The organism is Sphingomonas sp. HF-S4 (assembly GCF_032911445.1).
Classification (GTDB): Bacteria; Pseudomonadota; Alphaproteobacteria; order Sphingomonadales; family Sphingomonadaceae; genus Sphingomonas; species Sphingomonas agrestis.
In genome coordinates this window covers 2,312,835-2,330,118 of record NZ_JAWJEJ010000001.1, presented here as the reverse complement: position 1 = coordinate 2,330,118, position 17,284 = coordinate 2,312,835, and the positions used below count along the sequence as shown (strand labels likewise).

Genomic DNA, 17,284 nt, shown 5'->3' with positions numbered 1-17,284 from the left:
CTACGAAAGTGGAAAACCCTCGGTAACTTTCTTATAGAGGAGTTAAGCCCAACACGGGCCGCGAGGACCTGATTTCGTGCGCATCGACAATTTGACGCCGCTGATGGCACGCAGCCTGCTGGCTGCGCTGCCCAAGGCCGCGCCGAGTTTCCCGGTGGCCGAGGAACAGGCCGCGGCACGGGTCATGCAGACGCCGGTGCAGGGCTCGACTGCCAACCAGCCGGTGCCCAGTGTCGCAATGCTGGTGACGCTCGCTGCCGCCGATCCCATGATCGAGCGGCGGCGGAAGATGGCAGTGCAGGCCGAGAAGGGACTCGATGCGCTCGAACGGCTCAAGAAGGAACTGGCGGCGGGCACGCCGAGCGTCGAGCGGCTGCACGAAATCGTCGAGTGGTCCGAGAATTTCGAGGCTTCGGACGATCCGGTGCTCCAGTCGATCCTCGACGAGATCGAGCTGCGCGTCCGCGTCGAGCTCGCGAAGGTGGACGTGCAGGCGTAACGCCAAGCGGCCTTGAGCTCCCCTCCGTGCAAGCAGGGAGGGGAGTCAGTCTCAGCGCAGATCGAAGCGGTCGGCGTCCATCACCTTGGTCCACGCCCTGACGAAATCGTCGACGAACTTCTTGCCGGCGTCGTCGGAGGCATAGACTTCGGAAATCGCGCGGAGCTGCGAGTTCGAGCCGAACACCAGGTCGGTGCGCGAGGCGGTCCATTTCGCGGCGCCCGTGGCGCGGTCGGTGCCGACATATTCCTCGTCGGCGGTGTCGTCGATTTCCTTCCAGACTGTCGACATGTCGAGAATGTTGACGAAGAAGTCGGTGGTGAGCCGGCCCAGGCGATCGGTGAACTGGCCGTGCTTGCCCGCCTTGGGGTGGTTGATGCCGAGCACGCGCAGGCCGCCGACCAGCACGGTCATCTCTGGCCCCGACAGGCCGAGCAGCTGGGCGCGATCCACCAGCAACTCCTCGGTCGGAACGCTGTGGCGGGTCTTCAGATAGTTGCGGAAGCCCTCTGCGCGCGGCTGGAGGACGTCGAAGCTCTCGGCATCGGTCTGCGCGTCGGTGGCGTCGCCACGGCCCGAGGTGAAGGGGACGGTGACGGCATGACCGGCATCCTTCGCTGCCTTCTCGATCCCGACATTGCCGCCCAGCACGATCAGGTCGGCGATGCTGACGGTGCCGCCGAAATCGGCCTGGATGCCCGCATAGACCGCGAGCACCTTGGCGAGCTCGGCGGGCTCGTTGACTTCCCAGTCCTTCTGCGGCGCCAGGCGGATGCGCGCGCCGTTGGCGCCGCCGCGGCGGTCCGACCCGCGATAGGTCGAGGCCGAGGCCCAGGCGGTCTTGACGAGCTGCTGCACGCTGAGCCCCGAGCCGGCGATCTTGTCCCTGAGCGTCGCGACGTCGCCGTCGGAGAGCGGCGTGCCGGCTGGGATCGGATCCTGCCAGATCAGATCCTCCTGCGGCACCTCGGGCCCGAGGTAACGGCTCTTCGGACCCATGTCGCGATGGGTGAGCTTGAACCAGGCGCGGGCGAAGGCGTCGGCGAAATAGGCGGGATCGCTGCGGAATTTCTCGAGGATCTTCCGATAGTCGCCATCGTCCTTGAACGCTTTGTCGGCGGTGGTCATCATCGTCGGGACCTTCTTGCCCGGCGTGTGCGCAGCCGGGGCGAGCGTCTCCTCGGGATTGCCGACCGGCTGCCACTGCTGCACCCCGGCCGGGCTCTTCACCAGCTCGTACTCATGGTCGAGCAGCATGTCGAAATAGGTCATGTCCCACTTGGTCGGCGTGGGCGTCCAGGCGCCCTCGATGCCCGAGGTGATGGTGTGATCGCCCATCCCGGTCTCGTGCGTCGACGCCCAGCCCAGGCCCATCGAGGCCATGCCCGCGCCTTCCGGCTCGCGGCCGACCTTGCTGGCATCGCCTGCGCCATGCGCCTTGCCGAAGGTGTGGCCGCCGGCGGTGAGCGCCGCGGTCTCCTCGTCGTTCATCGCCATGTTGGCAAAGGTGCGGCGCAGGTCGCGTGCCGAGCCCTTGGTATCGGGATTGCCGCCGGGGCCCTCGGGATTGACGTAGATCAGCCCCATCTGAATCGCGGCGAGCGGCTCCTCGAGCGCCATGCCGGCCTCGTCGTCGATGCGGGTCTTGTTTTCGGGATGGCCGACCCACTGCTCCTCGGTGCCCCAATAGATGTCCTTCTCGGGCTCGAAGATGTCCTCGCGCCCGCCCGAGAAGCCGAAGGTCGGGCCGCCCATCGATTCGATCGCGACATTTCCGACCAGGATAAACAGGTCGGCCCAGCTGATATTGGCGCCGTATTTCTTCTTGATCGGCCAGAGCAGTCGGCGCGCCTTGTCGAGATTGCCGTTGTCGGGCCAGCTGTTGAGTGGCGCAAAGCGCTGCGAGCCCGAGGACGAGCCGCCGCGGCCGTCGCCGGTACGATAGGTGCCGGCCGAGTGCCAGGCCATGCGAATGAAGAACGGGCCGTAATGCCCGTAATCGGCCGGCCACCAGGGCTGGCTGTCGGTCATCAATGCCTTGAGGTCTTCCTTGAGCGCCCAGTAATCGAGCTCGCCGAACGCGGCGCGATAGTCGAAATCGGGTCCATATGGGTTGGGCGAGGTGCCGTTCTGGGTGAGGATCTCGAGGCTCAATTGCTCGGGCCACCAGTCGCGATTGGTCCGCCCTAGCAACGTGCGGAGCGCGGCGGGCTCCTTGCTGGGGTCGCTGAGCGGGCTGCCGGTCGTGGGTGCGTCCATGACGATGTCCTTCCTGCGATGGGATTTGCAGGCAGGGTAGGTCCAGACGACGAGCGGCAAAAACGATTAAAACCACTCGCTGCAAACGCGAAAATCGATGACGCAGTGCAGCGAGGACGTGCGGTGGCTACCGCTTCTTGGCGATCTTCATCACATAGCTGATGACTTCCGCCACCGCGGCATAATGCTCGATCGGGATCGGGTGGTCGATCTCTGCCGAGGCATAGAGCGCGCGGGCGAGAGGGCGGTTCTCGACCAGCGGGATCCCATGCTGGCCGGCGATCTCGCGGATCTTAAGCGCAAGGTTATCGACGCCCATGGCGACCACCACCGGCGCGTTCATCGCGCCGTGATCGTATTGGAGCGCGATGGCATAGTGCGTCGGGTTGGTGATGACCACGCTCGCCTTGGGAACGTTGGCCATCATCCGGCTGCGCGAGCGCTGCATCTGGAGCTGGCGGATCTTGCCCTTGATCTTGGGGTCGCCCTCGGACTGCTTGTACTCGTCCTTGATCTCCTGTTTGGTCATCCGCATCCGCTTGAGGAACGAGAAGCGCTGCCAGGCGAAGTCGAACATCGCCAGCGCGCCGACCAGAAGCGCGATCGGGAAGAGCATCGCATAGACGATGTCGTTCGCCGCGGCGCCCATCGAGACCATGTCGGCGCCGACCAGCCGCTCGATCCCCGAGGCATGCGGCCAGGCGATCCACGCGCCGATCCCGACGACGAGGCAGAGCTTGGCGAGCGTCTTGGCGAATTCGACCAAAGATTGCTTGGAGAAGGTGCGCTTGAACCCGCTGACCGGGTTGAGCTTCGACCATTTGGGCTTGATCCGGCTGGCCGAGAGCATCGGCCGCCCCTGGAGGAAGCCGCCGAGCAGCGCGAAGGCGAACAGCGCGCCGAGGATGGGCAGCAGCGAGGTGGCGATCGCCCCGAAGATGCCGGTGGCGAAGTCCTGCGCGCCGCCGGGTTCCATGCGGAAATCGTCGGCGCTGCCCCACAGCCGGACGAACAGATTGCCCATCAGCTGGAGCGTGTAGGTGCCGAGGCCCCCCATCACGACGAGCGCGGCGACGAACATCGCCGCGTGCTTCATCTCGGGCGCCATCGGCACTTCGCCGCGTTCGCGGGCGTCCTCGAGCTTCTTGTCGGTTGGGGATTCTGTCTTGTCTTCCTGGTCCGTATCGCCCGACATCACCAGCCTCCCTGCATCGCATCGCCCATCGTGGTGGCGAAGACAGTGAGCATCGTGCCGGCGGTGGCGGCGAAGATGCTGAGGCCGAGCAGGATGTTGAGCGGCTGGGCGATGAAGAAGATCTGGATCGCCGGCGCGATGCGCGCGGCGAGGCCGAGGGCGACGTTGAAGACGATGCCATATACGATCAGCGGCGCGGCGAGGCTGATGCCCAGCGTCATCGAGCGCTCGACCGCGGCGATCGCGAGTTGGGCGAAGTCCTGCATCGGGGGCAGGCCGCCGATCGGGAAGCTGTGATAGCTGTTGATGATCGCGCCGAGCCAGAGGTGGTGGACCTGCATGCCCATGCACACCAGGGCTGCGGCGATGCCGACGAACTTGGAGATCATCGGCGCCTGGCCCGACTGGGCGGGATCGAAGATCACGGCCGAGGACAGGCCGACCTGCATGCTGACGATCGAGCCGGCGATCGAGATCGCGTAGAACAGGATCTTGACGATCATTCCCATCGCGAGCCCGGTCAGCAGCTCGGTGAACACCGTGACGGGGAGCACCGCGCCGCCCTGGAGCGCGGCCCGCGCGGGCTCGCCGAGCGCACCGTAGAGCGCCGCCGACATCGCGAAGGCGATCATCAGCCGGATGCGGCCCGGGATCGAATCCTCGCCGAACACGGGGAGCAGCATGAGCACTGCACCGACGCGGGCGAAGACGATGAAGAAGGCGGAGACCTGGAATTCCAGGTCGGCGGGAAGGTCGATCATCCGGTGATGATCAGGTCGCTGACCTTGGCCATGAAGCCGGACAGCGCCGCGCCCATGGTGGGCAGCATGAGGAGGAACACCACGCCCATCGCGAGCAGCTTGGGCACGAAGGTGAGCGTGGTCTCCTGGATCTGGGTCAGCGCCTGGAGCAGGCCGATGACGGTGCCGACGATCAGCGACGTCATCAGCAGCGGCCCCACGACCGTGAGGATGAGCAGCAGCGCCGCTTCAACCAGCTGGATGACTTCGCTCGGGCTCATCGGTCAGATCTGCATCCGCATGATGTCGGTATAGGCGCTGACGACGCGGTCGCGGACGGCGACCATCGTGTCGAGCGCGGTCTCGGCGGCGCCGATCGCCGTGACGACGTCGATCAGGTCGCCCTTGCCGGCAACCTGCATCGCCGAGGCATGCTCGGCGGCGCGCATCTGCTGCGCGGTGCCGGTGACCAGGCCTTCGACCATCGAGCCGAAGCCGCCTTCGGTTTCTCCGGTCTTGCCGACCGAGGGCCTGCCGAGGGCGCTGCCGATCCCTGCGACCTTGCCATAGGCAGAGGTCGCATCAAGTGCTCCGATTGACATGAAGATGTTCCCTTACTTGAGAAGGTCGATGGTGCGCATCGTCAGGCTCTTGGCGGCCTCGATGGCATTGAGATTGGCTTCGTAGCTGCGCTGTGCGGCCTTCATGTCGGCGCTCTCGACGAGGCTGTTGACATTGGGCTTGAGCACATAGCCTTCGCCGTCCGCGGCCGGATGGCCGGGCTGGTAGACGCGGGTGAAGTCCGACTTGTCGGTCTGGATCGACTGGACCTTGACTTCGGTGGCGCCGGTCGAGCGATCGACCTGCGCCTTGAAGCTCGCGACGCGACGCCGATAGGGATCGCCGCCCGGGGTCTGCGCGACCGAGTCCTGGTTGGCCAGGTTCTCCGCGATCACGCGCATCCGCAGCGACTGGGCGCGAAGCCCCGAAGCAGAGACGCCGAGCGATGCCTTCAAATCCATGTGTGTACGAAGCTCCCGAGCGGCCGATCGGCCATTTCCTCCATAATAGGCAATATTTGCCGGGGGTGGGTCGAACACCGGGAAAAAACGTACCTAGGCAATTTTTGCCGGGTCTTGGGCCGGGGCCGCGCAAAGCCTTCCTATAAGTCACTCAGAAAGGTGACACGCCCAATGTCCGTACTCGACGAAATCATGATCGACATGTCGATCGTCCTCGGCTCGGCCGAGGTTCCGATCCGGCAGATGCTCAAGATGAGCCGCGGCGCGATGATCCCGCTCGATTGCGGGCAGGACGATCCCAGCCTGGTCTACGTCAATGGCGAGCTGGTCGCGAAGGGCCGCATCCTCGTCGACGGCGACCAGATGTCGCTCGAAGTCTCCGAACTGGTGAAGAAGCAGCGTCACTGATGGACATTCTCTCGATGATGCGCACCCTCGGTGCGCTCGGCATGGTGCTCGGCATGCTCGCGGGCGCGCTGTGGATGGTGCGCCGCTACGACATCAAGCTGCCGGGCCGCGTTTCGGGCTCGGGGCGCAAGCGCGTCGAGCTGGTCGAGCGGCTGTCGGTCGACGCCAAGCGCTCGATCGCGCTGATCCGCCGCGATGGCTGCGAACACCTGATCCTGATGGGCCCCGAGGGGCACATCACGCTCGAGACCGGCATCGCCGCGCCCGAGCCCAAGGCGGCGCCAGCGGCCGAAGAGGCCGCGCCGGCCAAGATCCAGGACGACCTTGCCGCGTTCACCAACAGCTTCGGCAAGCTCGTCGATCTCTCGCGCGCCAAGATCGCCGCGGTGCGCGGGGCAAATGACGACACCGTCGAGGCGGAAGCCCCGGGCGCGACCGTCATCGAGCTCGCCGAGGCCGCACCGCGCATCAAGCGCACCCGCCGCCCGCGCGACACCAAGCGCTGGAACCGTGCCGCGGTGCGCGAGGCGCTCAATGCGTAAACTCCTGATCGCGGCCGGCGCCGCGGTCGTGCTGCTGCCGGTGGCGGCGCACGCGCAGGCCGCCGGCGGCACGACCATCAATCTCGGCGGCGCCGCGGGCGCCGACGGCCAGCTCTCGGGCAAGGCCATCCAGATGGTGCTGATGCTGACCGTGCTCAGCCTGGCGCCCGGCCTGCTGATGACGGTCACCAGCTTCACCCGCATCGTGGTGGCGCTGTCGCTGCTGCGCACCGGCATCGGCGCGCCCGGCGTGCCGCCCAACCCGGTGATCATCAGCCTGGCGCTGTTCCTGTCGTTCTTCGTGATGGCGCCGACTTTCGAGAAGGCGTGGAACGAAGGCGTCGATCCCTATACCAAGGGCAAGATCACCGAGCAGGTCGCGTTCGAGAAGACCGCCGCGCCGTTCAAGGTATTCATGCTGAGCCAGGTGCGCGAGAGCGACTTGAAGCTGTTCGCCGACCTGGCCAACAAGCCGATCGCGAGCCGCGCCGAGACGCCGCTGACCACGCTGGCGCCGGCGTTCATGATCTCCGAGCTACGCCGCGCGTTCGAGATCGGCTTCCTGCTGCTGCTGCCGTTCCTGGTGATCGACCTGGCGGTGTCGGCGGTGCTGATGGCGATGGGCATGATGATGCTGCCGCCACCGACGATATCGCTGCCGATGAAGATCATCTTCTTCGTGCTGGTCGACGGCTGGGCGCTGGTCGCCGGGTCGCTGGTCAAGAGTTTCGCGACCTAGCCGGGGGGCAGGGTTGTAGGGGAGGGGCTCCGGTGGAAACCGGGGCCCTTTTTCTTTGCGGGTGTTGGAGTTGACGGGCTTAACTTCGCACTTTGCGCACTTATCGTTTTCGAAAGTTTCGCGACGGCGATGTTTTGTTGCGTCGGTCGGATTTGCGGATGGACGGCGTCAAAGAGCGGGCGGCGCTGCGGCTGCCGACGGGCAGGCAAGCACGCGAAATCCTACATTGCAAGGGCGGGAAAGGGCTCCGAGATGGCCGCCATCGGACTCCCCTTCCTGCAAGGGAGGGGCTGGGGGTGGGTGCGAGCGAAGCGAGCCCAACGAGATGCGTGGTAGAGAAAGAAAAGGCCGGGCATCGAGCCCGACCTTTTCTGACCCACCCCTAACCCCTCCCTTGCAGGGAGGGGAATTACTTCAGCTATCCGGGGTGCAGTGTTCGAGCCAGGGGCCGAGGTCGTTGTACGAGATCGGCTCGAGGAAGATCAGGCCGGCCGTGTCGTCCTTTGCCCAGCGCGTCGTGCAGCGGCGCGAGGGGAGGCCGGGGATCGAGAGGATGATCTCGGTGTCCTCGCGCGGGGGCTTGGGCATGCGGATGCGCGCGCCGCTCTGCGAGATGTTCTCGAGCGTCACGTCGATATGGCGGCCGAAGCAGCTGATCCGCGCGGCGCATTCGATGTCGAAGCGCGGCGCGCGCGGAGCAGGGCCGCAAAAGCCCTCCGGGCCGGCCTTGGCCTGCGCCAGGATGTGATCGACGTCGATCAGCGTCGTGAACTCGACGCCGGCGCGGCCTTCGCTGCTCCACACGACGCTGCCCTGGAGCCGGTCGCCGCTGCGCAGCTCGACCGTGACCCAATTGCCGAAGCCAAGGGTGTGATGCGTCTCGAGCATCATCCCGGTCATCGAGATGTTGCGGATGCGGCAGAGATGCTGGACCGTCCCGCGCGCCACGAGCTTGCCGACCAGCAGGGTGGTGACGGTACGCGGGGCGCGATCGGCGTCCGGGGCGGACGCAGGGTTGTGGATCGGCATCAGGTACATGACTGTCCCTCGTCCATGCGATCCCCTCGCCCTGCAGTATAAGCATGACGAGGGGATGGTTGTTGTCTCCGGAAAAGTACGGGCCCGGTCATGCCGGGTTGGCCTGGGTCACGGCGACCTTGCGGATCACGCCGGCGCCGAACGCCTCGGGGCCCGCGGCCATCACCACCTTGCGGAAAGTCTCGAGGTCGGGGATCAGCCCGTCGGGCCCGGCCGCCATCGGCGTGCGATAGGTGCGCATGTTGATCGCGTGGAGCAGCAGCGGCATCCGCGCGGTGACGAAGGCGGCCTTGTCCTCGGGCACTTCGAGCTGGATCGCGAACTGGACATAGCCCGACAGGCGGCCATCGGCGAACACCAACGGCGCAAGGACCTTGCCCGCATCGACGAACGCCGGCTCGACATCGTCCGCGGCGTGCGCCGCCTTGGGCTTTTGCGGGCCCATCAGCAGCACGGTCGCATAGGCAGCGCCGCCGCCCAGGCCGAGCCCGGCGAGCAGAATGCCGAGCAGGAACAGGATCTTCTTCATCGCGGCTGCCTTAGAACTTGAACGTCGAGTCGCTCGGCAGCGACGACGCTTCGGCCTTGAGCACCACGGTGATGCGGCGGTTCTCGGGGCGATCGGGCTGGTCGGGATAGACCGGCTTGGTGGCGCCCATCGCGACGATCTCGGCGAAGCGATCGGGGGTCATGCCCGATGCGATCAGCGCCTGGCGCGCGGCGAGCGCGCGCTCGCCCGAGAGACGCCAATTTGCGTCGCTCTGGACGCCGCCGGCGCCGTCGGTGTGCCCTTCGATCGCGATCTGCGACCCCGAAGTGCCGAGCTTGGCCGCAACCTTGGCGAGCAGCCCGCGTGCATAGGGATTGAGCTCACTCGTGTTGGCACGGAACATCGACTGCTGGTCGGTATCCATCAGCGTGATGCGCAGCCCGTCGCGGCTCGGATCGATCTGCACGCTCTTCTTGCCGGCATCCTGCGAAGGCGAATCGAGCGCGATCTGGAGCTCGGAGGCGAGCACGCGCATCGACGCATCGGGCACGCTGGCGGTGCCGCCCTGCGCCGCGCCGGCCGCGGCCGCCTGGGTGGTCGGCGCGCCGTTGGTGTCGGTGCGGTCGGTCGCGTTCTTGCGCGAGCGGCCGCCGGCGCCCTCGCTGGTGCCCTGGAGCGGAGTCGAGGGTGCGGCTTCGCCGCCCATGCTGGGGGTGAAATATTCGGCGAGGCCCTTCAGCCGCTGCTTGTCCGGATTGGAGATCAGCCAGAGCAGCATGAAGAACGCCATCATCGCGGTCACGAAGTCGGCGTACGCGACCTTCCAGGCGCCGCCGTGGTGACCGCCGGCAACCTTCTTGACCTTCTTGATGATGATCGGGCGTTCATTGGGAATCGAAGCCATACCATTTCCCCCCGATCTCGTTGTTGCCGGTCAGTGCCTCGCGCAGGCGGTTCTGGACTTCGGCGAGGCGGACATGGTTGACCGCGCTCAGCGAATCCTCGCCGCCCGCGATCCGCTCGAGCAGGTTCGCGCATTCGTCGGTGTGCTGGATCAGATAGTCGAACGACTGCAGCTGCTCGATATGGGCGTAGGCGAACTGTTCGTCGGCGACGAGCACTTCGGCCAGCTTCTCGAGCATGTCGCGCATCTCGCGCAGCTCGCTCGCGATCACGCTGTGGAGCGTGCCCGCAAAGGGATCGAAGCCGGGAAGCGGCTCGACCGATTGCGGCTGGGCGGGAACGGGCAGGCACGACATCAGAACAGCTCCAGGTCTCCGCCGACGGGCGGCAGGGCAATGGGGACGGGCGGACGATCGGGAACCCGATCGGCAACCTTGGTGCAGCGGCTCTTGCCCTCGTGCGGCAGGAACTCGACTTTCCGCGCCGAGGTGCCGCCGAGATCGGCATGCGCCACTTCGATGCCTTCGTCCGCCATGAAGCGGTGAGCGAAGGCGGCGTTCGACGACCCGATCGAGCCGAGGCCCGAGACGATGTTGGCGCCGCCATACAAGTGGGCGCGCAGCCGGGTGCGCATCGCGCCCTTGGCCATCAGGCCGTTGATCAGCAGCTCCATTGCGTGGACGCCGTAGCGCTGCATGTCGCCGGCCGAGACGCGGTGGTCCGCGCTCGGTTCGCCGAGGAGGAAGTGGTTCATCCCCCCAACCTTGGCGACCGGATCATAGAGGCATGCGGCGACGCAGCTGCCGAGCAGCGTCGAGACCATCACGTCGGGCTCGGTTACGATCGCATTCTCGCCCTGGACGATCGACACCCGGCGCATCAGGTCAACTCGCCGAAGACGCGCTCGATCTTTTCCTTGAGCGCCGCCGGCGCGAAGGGCTTCACGACATAATTGTTGACGCCCAGCGCCGCGGCCTTCTGGACGATCTCCTTGTCGGCCGAGCCCGTGAGCATGATGAACACGGTCTTGCCGATCACCGGATCGGTGCGCACGGCTTCCAGGAACTGGAGGCCGTCCATCTCGGGCATGTTGAAATCCGAGATCACCAGGTGGACGCGATCCGACTTGATCGACGCCAGCGCCTCCTGGGCGCCGGGCTTGTCGCGCACATCCTTGAAGCCCAGATCCTGCAGCGCGCGACGGATCATCGCACGCATACTGGTCTGGTCGTCCACGACCATAACCTTGATTGCTGCAGCAGCAGGCATCAGACGCTCCCAACCTTCTCGCGGCAGGCCTTGAGGATCGCCTCAGGCATACCAGACAAACCAACTTCCTTTTCGACCGCGCCGACTTCCATCGCCGCGCGGGGCATGCCCCACACCACGCAGGTGTCCTTGCTCTGGCCGAGCGTACGGGCGCCTGCACGGCGCATCGCCAGCAGGCCTTCCGCACCGTCCTGACCCATTCCCGTCAGGATCGCGCCGACCGCTGCTGGGCCAAGCGCGGCCACCGAGCGGAACAGCACGTCGACCGACGGGCGATGACCGGTGACGAGATCGCCCTTGCGGAGCTTGATGTGCCCGGCGACGCCGCCGGCCAGCTCCATGTGCGTCTCGCCCCCAGGTGCAATATAGACGGTTCCGGGACGAACCTGCGCGCCTTCGGTCGCTTCCATCACGCGAACGCGACATTCCGAGTCCAGCCGCTGCGAAAAGCTCGCGGTGAAGCTGGCCGGCATGTGCTGGACGATCAGCATGGGCGGGCAATCGGCGGGCAGCGCCGGGAGCAGCGAGAATAATGCCTCGACGCCGCCGGTCGACGAACCGATCGCGATCAGCTTGCCCGCACCGCCGCCGCCGGCGATGCTCGGCTGCGGCGGAAGGCGCGTCGGCCCGGCGCGCGCCACCGAGCGGGCGGCGGTCTTGACCTTCTCGCACAGCAGGGTCGCGTCGCGCTCGATATCCTCGGGCGTGCCGCTCGGCTTGGTGACATAGTCGACCGCGCCGAGGCGCAGCGCCTCGATCGTCACTTGCGCGCCGCGCGCCGTCAGCGTCGAGCACATCACCACCGGCATCGGCCGGAGGCGCATGATGCGCTCGAGGAACGACAGCCCGTCCATCCCCGGCATCTCGACGTCGAGCGTCAGCACGTCGGGGTTGAGCGTCTTGATCATGTCGCGCGCCGCGAACGGCTCGGGCGCCATGCCGACGACTTCGATCTCGGGATCCGCCGAAAGCATGCGCTTGAGCGTCGCCCGCATCGATGCGCTGTCGTCGACGATCAGGGTACGTACGGGTCTCATGCCCCGGTCTCCGGCTTGGCGTAGATGGTATGACCGCACGACGTCATCTTGCCGGCCGCCGGGCCGATCAGACGCTCGCTATGGCCGATGTACAGGTGACCGCCGGGCGCGAGCTGGTTGACGAAGCCCGCCTCGAGCTCTTCCTTCGCGGGATCGCCGAAATAGATCATCACGTTGCGGCAGAAGATCACGTCATACTGCGCCTTGAGCGGCCATTTCTCGAACAGGTTGAGCACCTTTGCGGTGACCAGCTGGCGCGCCTCGTCGGCCATCACGAACCCGCCCTGCGCCGGACGCATCCAGGCGCTGCGATAGGGTTCGGGAACCCCGGCCGCGACGTTGTCGGCATAGAAGCCGCGCCGGACCGATTCGACGACGTGCGGCGCGATGTCGGTCGCCAGCAGGCGAACGTCGGCGCTGCGCAGCCACTGGGCGGACGTGCGGTCCGGCCCGAGCAGGCACATCGCGATCGTATAGACCTCCTCGCCCGACGAGCAGCCCGCCGACCAGATCCGCACCGGGCCCTGCTTGCGCTTGAGCAGCGGCAGGACGGTCTGGCGGAAATGATCGAAGTGATGCGGCTCGCGGAAGAAATGCGTGTGGTTGGTGGTCAGTGCCACCACCATCGCATGGCGTTCCTGCGCGTCGGACTGAACCAGTGCGACATATTCCGAGAAGCGGCTGAGGCCATGTTCGCGCAGCCGCCGCGCAAGGCGGGACTGGACGAGCGTGGTCTTTGCTTCGCTCAGCTCGATCCGGGCGTCGCTGTGCATGATCGCGGCGATCGCGGCGAAATCGCGGGGCATCAGCTCCGCATTCGCCGCCGCGCTCATCGCGTTTCCGCCGGCGAGCGCCGCTGCGCTGCCGGCGGGGCTCACGCTGCGAGGTCCAGATGCTTGGTCAGGCTCAGCGCTTCGAGATCGAGCAGCAGCACCATCGTGCCGTTCTCGTCGCGGGTGCCGTCCTTGGCACGGGTGGTGATGCGCACCAGCCCGTCGATCACGCTCGACTCGATCGATTCGACCTCGGGGGCCGGCTGGATCTCGCTGCGGGTGATCCCGACGATGTCGTTGACTTCGTCGACCAGGAACCCGGCCTGCTTGCCGGCGATGCTGACCACCAGGATGCACGAGCGAGCATGGATCGCGCTCGGCTCCCAGCCCAGCCGCTCGGCGAGGCCGACGACGGGGATGACGTTGCCGCGCAGGTTGCTCACGCCCTTGATGAAGGTCGGAACGTTGGGCAGCGGGGTGGGCTCGTCCCATTCGCGGATCTCGATGAGCGCACCCATGTCGATCCCGAAGGTCTGCTTGCCGAGCGTGAAGGTGACGATCTTGCAGTCGCTCGCGGTCTCAGTCTTGGTGGTCATGCGGCCATTCCTTTGGCGTTGTAACGGTTGGTCGAGGCGGCGAGCGCTTCGATGTCGAGGATCAGCGCGATCGAGCCGTCACCAAGGATGGTGGCGCCGCCGAGCCCGCGGATGGGGTGGAGGTTCTGGTCGAGGCTCTTGATCACGACTTCGCGGCGGTCATCGATGGTATCGACGACGAGGCCGACCTTGCCGTGCTCGCTCTCGACGATCACGACGAGGCTGTCCTCGACCGGGCGATCGTCGTTGAGCCCGAAGATCTCGGTCGCACGCTTCACCGGCACATATTCGCCGCGCATGTCGATCACTTCGGTATCGGGCGAGGTGCGCTTGACCTGGCCCGGCTCGGGCTGGACGGTCTCGAGCACATGCGCGAGCGGCAGGACGAAGCGCTGGCTGGCGAGCCGGACGATCATGCCGTCGAGGATCGCGAGCGTCAGCGGCAGGATCATCGTGAAGGTCGTGCCTTCGCCGGGGATCGAGTGGATCTCGACGCGGCCGCCCAGGGCCTCCACGTTCGAGCGCACCACGTCCATGCCGACGCCGCGACCCGAGATGTTCGAGATCGTCTCGGCGGTCGAGAAGCCCGGGGCGCAGATCAGCTGGTCGATCTCTTCGTTCGACAGCTGCGCATCGGCGGGGATGATCCCCTTTTCGATCGCCTTGGCCTTGACGCGCTCGCGGTTGATGCCGCGGCCGTTGTCCTGGACCCGCACGAAGATGCGCGCGCCCTTCTGCTCGGCCGAGAGCTTGATCGTGCCCGCAGCCGGCTTGCCCGCGGCGATGCGCTCCTCGGCGCTTTCGAGCCCGTGATCCGCGGCGTTGCGGATCATGTGAGTCAGCGGATCGCCGATCTTCTCGATCACGCCCTTGTCGACTTCGGTCGTCTCGCCGACGGTCTCGAGCTCGATCGTCTTGCCGGTCTCGGCCGAGAGGTCGCGCAGCATGCGCGGCACGCGGCTGAAGGCCTGCTTGATCGGCTGCGCGCGCAGCGACATGACGTTGTCCTGGATCTGGCGCGTGAGGCGCGCCAGTTCGGGAAGCTCGACGCGCTGGCGGTCGGCGGGCGACAGCCGGTCGGCAAGGATCGAGTTGCGGATCACCAGCTCGCCGACGAGGTTGAGCAGCAGATCGAGCTTCGACAAGTCGACGCGGATCGTCTGCGCGGCCTCGTTGACCGGCTTGGGTGCTGCCGCAGCCTCGGTCGGCGCCGGGGCGGGCGTGATCGGCGTGGCAGCCAGGTCGGCGACGACCTGCTGGACCTGCGCAGTGAGATCGTCGATCGTCGCCGTCACCGGCACGAATGGGATCAGCTCGTCACTCGCCGCTTCCGGCTCGGGCGCTGGCGCCGGCGCCGCGGCGGCGGTCGGGGCAGGGGCCTCGCCTTCGCTGCGGGTGACTTCGACGACCGAATCCGGCGCGACGAAATCGAAGCAGTCGGTGATGTCGCTCTGCGGCACTTCGCCCGGCATGCTCAGCGTCCAGGTGAAGTACGCGTCCTCGGGATCGAGGTCTCGCAGCGGCGGCACGTCCGAGATATCGACCGACTCGATCGTCGCGCCGAGCGTCTCGAGCTCGCGGATGATCAGCAGCGGCTCGCCGGCATTGGCGAGCGCGGCGCGCGACGGCTTGAACCGGATCGTCCAGCTGCCCGAAGGCGCGGCGGCCGGTTCGGCAGGCGCGTCGAAATCGTCGAGCGCAAAGGCGACCGGCGTGAAGCCGAACTCGTCCTCGGCCGGGGCGGCAGGCGCCGGAGCGGCTGCAACCGGAACAGGAGCCGGAGCCGGGGCGGGCGCGGCAGGCGCAGCGCCACCGTCGTCGAACACGCCCTTGTCGGCGAGCACCTTTTCGAGCGCGGCGAGCGCCACGGCGTCGTTGGGACGCGGCGCCAGGCCCTTGGCGGTCTCGACATGGTCCGAAAGGATGTCGAACGAGCTCAGCATGACCTTCACGACGCCCGGGGTGGGGGCGATCTTGCCGGCACGCACTTCGTCGAGCACGTTCTCGAACTTGTGCGCGAACGCGGTCAGGTCGGCATGGCCGAACGCACCGGCGCCGCCCTTGATCGAATGGACCGCGCGGAACACGCCCGCGATCGTCTCGGCGGAGACGTCGCCGCCCTGCATGGCCGACAGGCCCTGCTCGGCGGTGGTGAGGCCTTCAGTGCATTCTTCGAAGAAGATTGCCTGGATTTCGTCGAGTTCGTCGCTCATGGGCACACACGGCGGATCGCCGCCCCCAGCTTGGTGGCCTCGAAAGGCTTGGTGATCCAGCCGGTGGCACCGGCCGAACGGGCACGCTGCTTCTTCTCGTCCGAGAATTCGGTCGAGAGGACGAGGATCGGCGTACCCTTGAACTGCGGCAGCTCGCGCACCGCCTCGATCAGCTCGAAGCCGTCCATCTTGGGCATGTTGATGTCGGTGATGAGCAGGTCGGGCTTGACCTCGTGCATACGCTCGAGACCGTGCTCGCCGTCATTGGCGCTCTCGATGGTATAGCCCTGCGCGGTCAGCGACGTCTTGAGCAGCATGCGCATGCTCGCCGAGTCATCGACGGTTAGGATCAACTTGCTCACAGGGTATCTCCGGTTTCGAGGCCGATCGCGTCTGCCAGGTGGCAGCTGGTCACGCGCTCGACAAAGGCTTGGCTAGGGTTGGCGATGCGGAAGCTCTGGCCGTTCGCGGCAGCCTCGGCGCGCGCGGCGACGAGGATCTGGAGCACGGCCTGGCCGACGCTCTCGACCTGCGACCCGTCGATCTCGATCGAATCGTCGAGGTCGGCGGCGAGGACGATGCGGACGCGCAGGTCTTCCGCGGTGACGGTGGTGCCGTGCGCGGGGAGGCGCAGCGAGCGATCCTCCGCCTCAGGCAGTTGCAGGGTTGAGTCCATTTTTCGCCTCGTCGAGTGCAGTTTCTAGTTGCTGGAAAGTCGGTGCGTGGGCCGACGGCGTCATGCGGCGCGCGATCTCGATTGCGACCTGAACCGGCTGGTTCTGGGCGTAAGCGACGATCGCGGTCTTCACGATGAAGAAGGGCTTGCTGTCCTCCTCGATCGTCTCGAGCAGCTTGGAGGCGAGCGGACCCACCACGCAGTAGCTCAGAAGAACGCCCATGAAGGTCCCGACGAGCGCGCCGCCGATCATCGCGCCGAGGATCTCGGTCGGCTGATCGATCGAGCCCATCGTCTTGATGACGCCGAGCACGGCGGCGACGATGCCGATGGCGGGAAGACCGTCGGCCATGATCTGCAGCGCGTGCTGCGGATGCGCCTCTTCGTGGTGATGCTTCTCGATGTCCGCGTCCATCGCCGCGTCGAGCTGGTGCGGATCCTCGAAATTGACCGTCATCATGCGCAGGTAATCGCAGGTGAATTCGATCAGGTGGTGATCCTTGAGCAGCCGCGGATAGGGCGAGAAGAGCGAGCTCTCCTCGGGATTGTCGAGATGCGGCTCGAGCGCGGTGGCGCCGCCCTTCTTGAAGGTCGACAGCACGCCGAACATCAGGGTGAGCAGGTCCTTATAGTCCTGCGACTTCCACTTGCCGCCCTTGAAAGAACGCATCAGCCCCTTGCCGGCCTTCTTTACGGTCGACATGGAATTGGACACGATGAACGCGCCGATCGACGCGCCGAGGATCGCCATCAGCTCGTGCGGCAGCGCGTGCAGGATTATGTCCATCTTGCCGCCAGCCATGACGAAGCTGCCGAAGACGCATCCCAGGATGACGATGAAACCAACGCCGTTCAGCATGGCGGACCACTATTCTTTCTCTGGTG

23 protein-coding genes are annotated in these 17,284 nt (G+C 66.3%); 4 read left to right on the top strand and 19 right to left on the bottom strand.

The genetic code is table 11. The annotated features are described in order from the left end of the window. Positions 1–76: 76 nt before the first annotated feature. A complete protein-coding gene (locus tag RZN05_RS10385) occupies positions 77–499 on the top strand; it encodes a flagellar assembly protein FliX (protein ID WP_317226543.1) in 423 nt (140 codons plus the stop codon). A gap of 51 nt (positions 500–550) precedes the next feature. On the opposite strand, the gene katG is transcribed toward RZN05_RS10385, so the two are convergent. From katG to flgC, 6 genes are all read right to left on the bottom strand, one after another. After that, positions 551–2,758 carry a catalase/peroxidase HPI gene (gene katG / locus RZN05_RS10380; protein WP_317226542.1) on the bottom strand — a complete coding sequence of 736 codons (2,208 nt, stop codon included), beginning with the start codon at positions 2,756–2,758 and terminating at the stop codon, positions 551–553. 127 nt (positions 2,759–2,885) lie between these two features. Beyond that, positions 2,886–3,953, bottom strand: a complete 1,068-nt coding sequence (gene flhB / locus RZN05_RS10375) for a flagellar biosynthesis protein FlhB (protein ID WP_317226541.1) — start codon at positions 3,951–3,953, stop codon at positions 2,886–2,888. Further along, positions 3,953–4,714, bottom strand: a complete 762-nt coding sequence (fliR, locus tag RZN05_RS10370) for a flagellar biosynthetic protein FliR (protein ID WP_317226540.1) — start codon at positions 4,712–4,714, stop codon at positions 3,953–3,955. Before fliR ends, flhB begins: the two co-directional genes overlap by 1 nt. After that, positions 4,711–4,974 (bottom strand): flagellar biosynthetic protein FliQ, encoded by a 264-nt coding sequence (locus RZN05_RS10365; RefSeq protein WP_317226539.1) that lies wholly within the window; start codon positions 4,972–4,974, stop codon positions 4,711–4,713. Before RZN05_RS10365 ends, fliR begins: the two co-directional genes overlap by 4 nt. Positions 4,975–4,977: 3 nt before the next feature. Beyond that, complete coding sequence (locus RZN05_RS10360) at positions 4,978–5,295, bottom strand: flagellar hook-basal body complex protein FliE (RefSeq protein WP_317226538.1); 318 nt, start codon at positions 5,293–5,295, stop codon at positions 4,978–4,980. Positions 5,296–5,307: 12 nt separating this feature from the next. Beyond that, positions 5,308–5,715, bottom strand: coding sequence for a flagellar basal body rod protein FlgC (flgC, locus tag RZN05_RS10355; RefSeq protein WP_317226537.1), 408 nt, complete (start codon positions 5,713–5,715; stop codon positions 5,308–5,310). Between the two features lie 171 nt (positions 5,716–5,886). Between flgC and RZN05_RS10350 the strand changes: the two genes are divergently transcribed. The 3 genes from RZN05_RS10350 to fliP are packed head-to-tail and all read left to right on the top strand — an operon-like array spanning position 5,887 to position 7,404. Next, positions 5,887–6,123 carry a FliM/FliN family flagellar motor switch protein gene (locus RZN05_RS10350; RefSeq protein WP_317226536.1) on the top strand — a complete coding sequence of 79 codons (237 nt, stop codon included), beginning with the start codon at positions 5,887–5,889 and terminating at the stop codon, positions 6,121–6,123. Then, positions 6,123–6,665: a FliO/MopB family protein gene (locus tag RZN05_RS10345; RefSeq protein ID WP_317226535.1), complete on the top strand. Its 543-nt coding sequence runs from the start codon at positions 6,123–6,125 to the stop codon at positions 6,663–6,665. Before RZN05_RS10350 ends, RZN05_RS10345 begins: the two co-directional genes overlap by 1 nt. Then, positions 6,658–7,404 (top strand): flagellar type III secretion system pore protein FliP, encoded by a 747-nt coding sequence (gene fliP, locus RZN05_RS10340; RefSeq protein WP_317226534.1) that lies wholly within the window; start codon positions 6,658–6,660, stop codon positions 7,402–7,404. Before RZN05_RS10345 ends, fliP begins: the two co-directional genes overlap by 8 nt. Positions 7,405–7,818: 414 nt before the next feature. On the opposite strand, the gene RZN05_RS10335 is transcribed toward fliP, so the two are convergent. From RZN05_RS10335 to motA, 13 genes are all read right to left on the bottom strand, one after another. Then, complete coding sequence (locus RZN05_RS10335) at positions 7,819–8,442, bottom strand: PilZ domain-containing protein (RefSeq protein WP_317226533.1); 624 nt, start codon at positions 8,440–8,442, stop codon at positions 7,819–7,821. Between the two features lie 88 nt (positions 8,443–8,530). Then, a complete protein-coding gene (locus RZN05_RS10330; RefSeq protein ID WP_317226532.1) occupies positions 8,531–8,971 on the bottom strand; it encodes a hypothetical protein in 441 nt (146 codons plus the stop codon). A gap of 10 nt (positions 8,972–8,981) precedes the next feature. Further along, complete coding sequence (locus RZN05_RS10325; RefSeq protein ID WP_317226531.1) at positions 8,982–9,836, bottom strand: flagellar motor protein MotB; 855 nt, start codon at positions 9,834–9,836, stop codon at positions 8,982–8,984. After that, entirely contained in the window at positions 9,817–10,191 is a 375-nt protein-coding gene (locus RZN05_RS10320; RefSeq protein WP_317226530.1) for a hypothetical protein, read from the bottom strand. The genes RZN05_RS10325 and RZN05_RS10320 overlap by 20 nt, the downstream gene beginning before the upstream one ends. Then, complete coding sequence (locus RZN05_RS10315) at positions 10,191–10,715, bottom strand: chemotaxis protein CheD (RefSeq protein WP_317226529.1); 525 nt, start codon at positions 10,713–10,715, stop codon at positions 10,191–10,193. The genes RZN05_RS10320 and RZN05_RS10315 overlap by 1 nt, the downstream gene beginning before the upstream one ends. Continuing rightward, positions 10,715–11,104: a response regulator gene (locus RZN05_RS10310; RefSeq protein WP_317226528.1), complete on the bottom strand. Its 390-nt coding sequence runs from the start codon at positions 11,102–11,104 to the stop codon at positions 10,715–10,717. The genes RZN05_RS10315 and RZN05_RS10310 overlap by 1 nt, the downstream gene beginning before the upstream one ends. After that, the gene (locus RZN05_RS10305; RefSeq protein ID WP_317226527.1) at positions 11,104–12,141 is read right to left on the bottom strand and encodes a protein-glutamate methylesterase/protein-glutamine glutaminase; all 1,038 of its coding nucleotides are present in this window, start codon (positions 12,139–12,141) and stop codon (positions 11,104–11,106) included. Before RZN05_RS10305 ends, RZN05_RS10310 begins: the two co-directional genes overlap by 1 nt. Next, positions 12,138–13,019 carry a CheR family methyltransferase gene (locus tag RZN05_RS10300; RefSeq protein WP_317226526.1) on the bottom strand — a complete coding sequence of 294 codons (882 nt, stop codon included), beginning with the start codon at positions 13,017–13,019 and terminating at the stop codon, positions 12,138–12,140. The genes RZN05_RS10305 and RZN05_RS10300 overlap by 4 nt, the downstream gene beginning before the upstream one ends. Continuing rightward, positions 13,016–13,510, bottom strand: coding sequence for a chemotaxis protein CheW (locus RZN05_RS10295; protein ID WP_317226525.1), 495 nt, complete (start codon positions 13,508–13,510; stop codon positions 13,016–13,018). The genes RZN05_RS10300 and RZN05_RS10295 overlap by 4 nt, the downstream gene beginning before the upstream one ends. After that, complete coding sequence (locus tag RZN05_RS10290; protein ID WP_317226524.1) at positions 13,507–15,723, bottom strand: chemotaxis protein CheA; 2,217 nt, start codon at positions 15,721–15,723, stop codon at positions 13,507–13,509. The genes RZN05_RS10295 and RZN05_RS10290 overlap by 4 nt, the downstream gene beginning before the upstream one ends. Continuing rightward, entirely contained in the window at positions 15,720–16,085 is a 366-nt protein-coding gene (locus RZN05_RS10285; protein WP_317226523.1) for a response regulator, read from the bottom strand. Before RZN05_RS10285 ends, RZN05_RS10290 begins: the two co-directional genes overlap by 4 nt. After that, positions 16,082–16,399 carry an STAS domain-containing protein gene (locus tag RZN05_RS10280; RefSeq protein WP_317226522.1) on the bottom strand — a complete coding sequence of 106 codons (318 nt, stop codon included), beginning with the start codon at positions 16,397–16,399 and terminating at the stop codon, positions 16,082–16,084. Before RZN05_RS10280 ends, RZN05_RS10285 begins: the two co-directional genes overlap by 4 nt. Continuing rightward, positions 16,374–17,258 carry a flagellar motor stator protein MotA gene (gene motA, locus RZN05_RS10275; protein ID WP_317226521.1) on the bottom strand — a complete coding sequence of 295 codons (885 nt, stop codon included), beginning with the start codon at positions 17,256–17,258 and terminating at the stop codon, positions 16,374–16,376. The genes RZN05_RS10280 and motA overlap by 26 nt, the downstream gene beginning before the upstream one ends. Between the last annotated feature and the right edge of the window lie 26 nt (positions 17,259–17,284).

What these genes read in the sequence shown, in the direction of transcription:
- RZN05_RS10325 (WP_317226531.1), bottom strand. Translation starts at nt 9,836, where the DNA reads ATGGCTTCGATTCCCAATGAACGCCCGATCATCATCAAGAAGGTCAAG.
- RZN05_RS10320 (WP_317226530.1), bottom strand. Translation starts at nt 10,191, where the DNA reads ATGTCGTGCCTGCCCGTTCCCGCCCAGCCGCAATCGGTCGAGCCGCTT.
- fliP (WP_317226534.1), top strand. Translation starts at nt 6,658, where the DNA reads ATGCGTAAACTCCTGATCGCGGCCGGCGCCGCGGTCGTGCTGCTGCCG.
- RZN05_RS10310 (WP_317226528.1), bottom strand. Translation starts at nt 11,104, where the DNA reads ATGCCTGCTGCTGCAGCAATCAAGGTTATGGTCGTGGACGACCAGACC.
- RZN05_RS10335 (WP_317226533.1), bottom strand. Translation starts at nt 8,442, where the DNA reads ATGTACCTGATGCCGATCCACAACCCTGCGTCCGCCCCGGACGCCGAT.
- fliR (WP_317226540.1), bottom strand. Translation starts at nt 4,714, where the DNA reads ATGATCGACCTTCCCGCCGACCTGGAATTCCAGGTCTCCGCCTTCTTC.
- motA (WP_317226521.1), bottom strand. Translation starts at nt 17,258, where the DNA reads ATGCTGAACGGCGTTGGTTTCATCGTCATCCTGGGATGCGTCTTCGGC.
- RZN05_RS10290 (WP_317226524.1), bottom strand. Translation starts at nt 15,723, where the DNA reads ATGAGCGACGAACTCGACGAAATCCAGGCAATCTTCTTCGAAGAATGC.
- RZN05_RS10295 (WP_317226525.1), bottom strand. Translation starts at nt 13,510, where the DNA reads ATGACCACCAAGACTGAGACCGCGAGCGACTGCAAGATCGTCACCTTC.
- RZN05_RS10365 (WP_317226539.1), bottom strand. Translation starts at nt 4,974, where the DNA reads ATGAGCCCGAGCGAAGTCATCCAGCTGGTTGAAGCGGCGCTGCTGCTC.
- RZN05_RS10345 (WP_317226535.1), top strand. Translation starts at nt 6,123, where the DNA reads ATGGACATTCTCTCGATGATGCGCACCCTCGGTGCGCTCGGCATGGTG.
- flgC (WP_317226537.1), bottom strand. Translation starts at nt 5,715, where the DNA reads ATGGATTTGAAGGCATCGCTCGGCGTCTCTGCTTCGGGGCTTCGCGCC.
- katG (WP_317226542.1), bottom strand. Translation starts at nt 2,758, where the DNA reads ATGGACGCACCCACGACCGGCAGCCCGCTCAGCGACCCCAGCAAGGAG.
- RZN05_RS10305 (WP_317226527.1), bottom strand. Translation starts at nt 12,141, where the DNA reads ATGAGACCCGTACGTACCCTGATCGTCGACGACAGCGCATCGATGCGG.
- RZN05_RS10330 (WP_317226532.1), bottom strand. Translation starts at nt 8,971, where the DNA reads ATGAAGAAGATCCTGTTCCTGCTCGGCATTCTGCTCGCCGGGCTCGGC.
- RZN05_RS10315 (WP_317226529.1), bottom strand. Translation starts at nt 10,715, where the DNA reads ATGCGCCGGGTGTCGATCGTCCAGGGCGAGAATGCGATCGTAACCGAG.
- RZN05_RS10360 (WP_317226538.1), bottom strand. Translation starts at nt 5,295, where the DNA reads ATGTCAATCGGAGCACTTGATGCGACCTCTGCCTATGGCAAGGTCGCA.
- RZN05_RS10280 (WP_317226522.1), bottom strand. Translation starts at nt 16,399, where the DNA reads ATGGACTCAACCCTGCAACTGCCTGAGGCGGAGGATCGCTCGCTGCGC.
- flhB (WP_317226541.1), bottom strand. Translation starts at nt 3,953, where the DNA reads ATGTCGGGCGATACGGACCAGGAAGACAAGACAGAATCCCCAACCGAC.
- RZN05_RS10350 (WP_317226536.1), top strand. Translation starts at nt 5,887, where the DNA reads ATGTCCGTACTCGACGAAATCATGATCGACATGTCGATCGTCCTCGGC.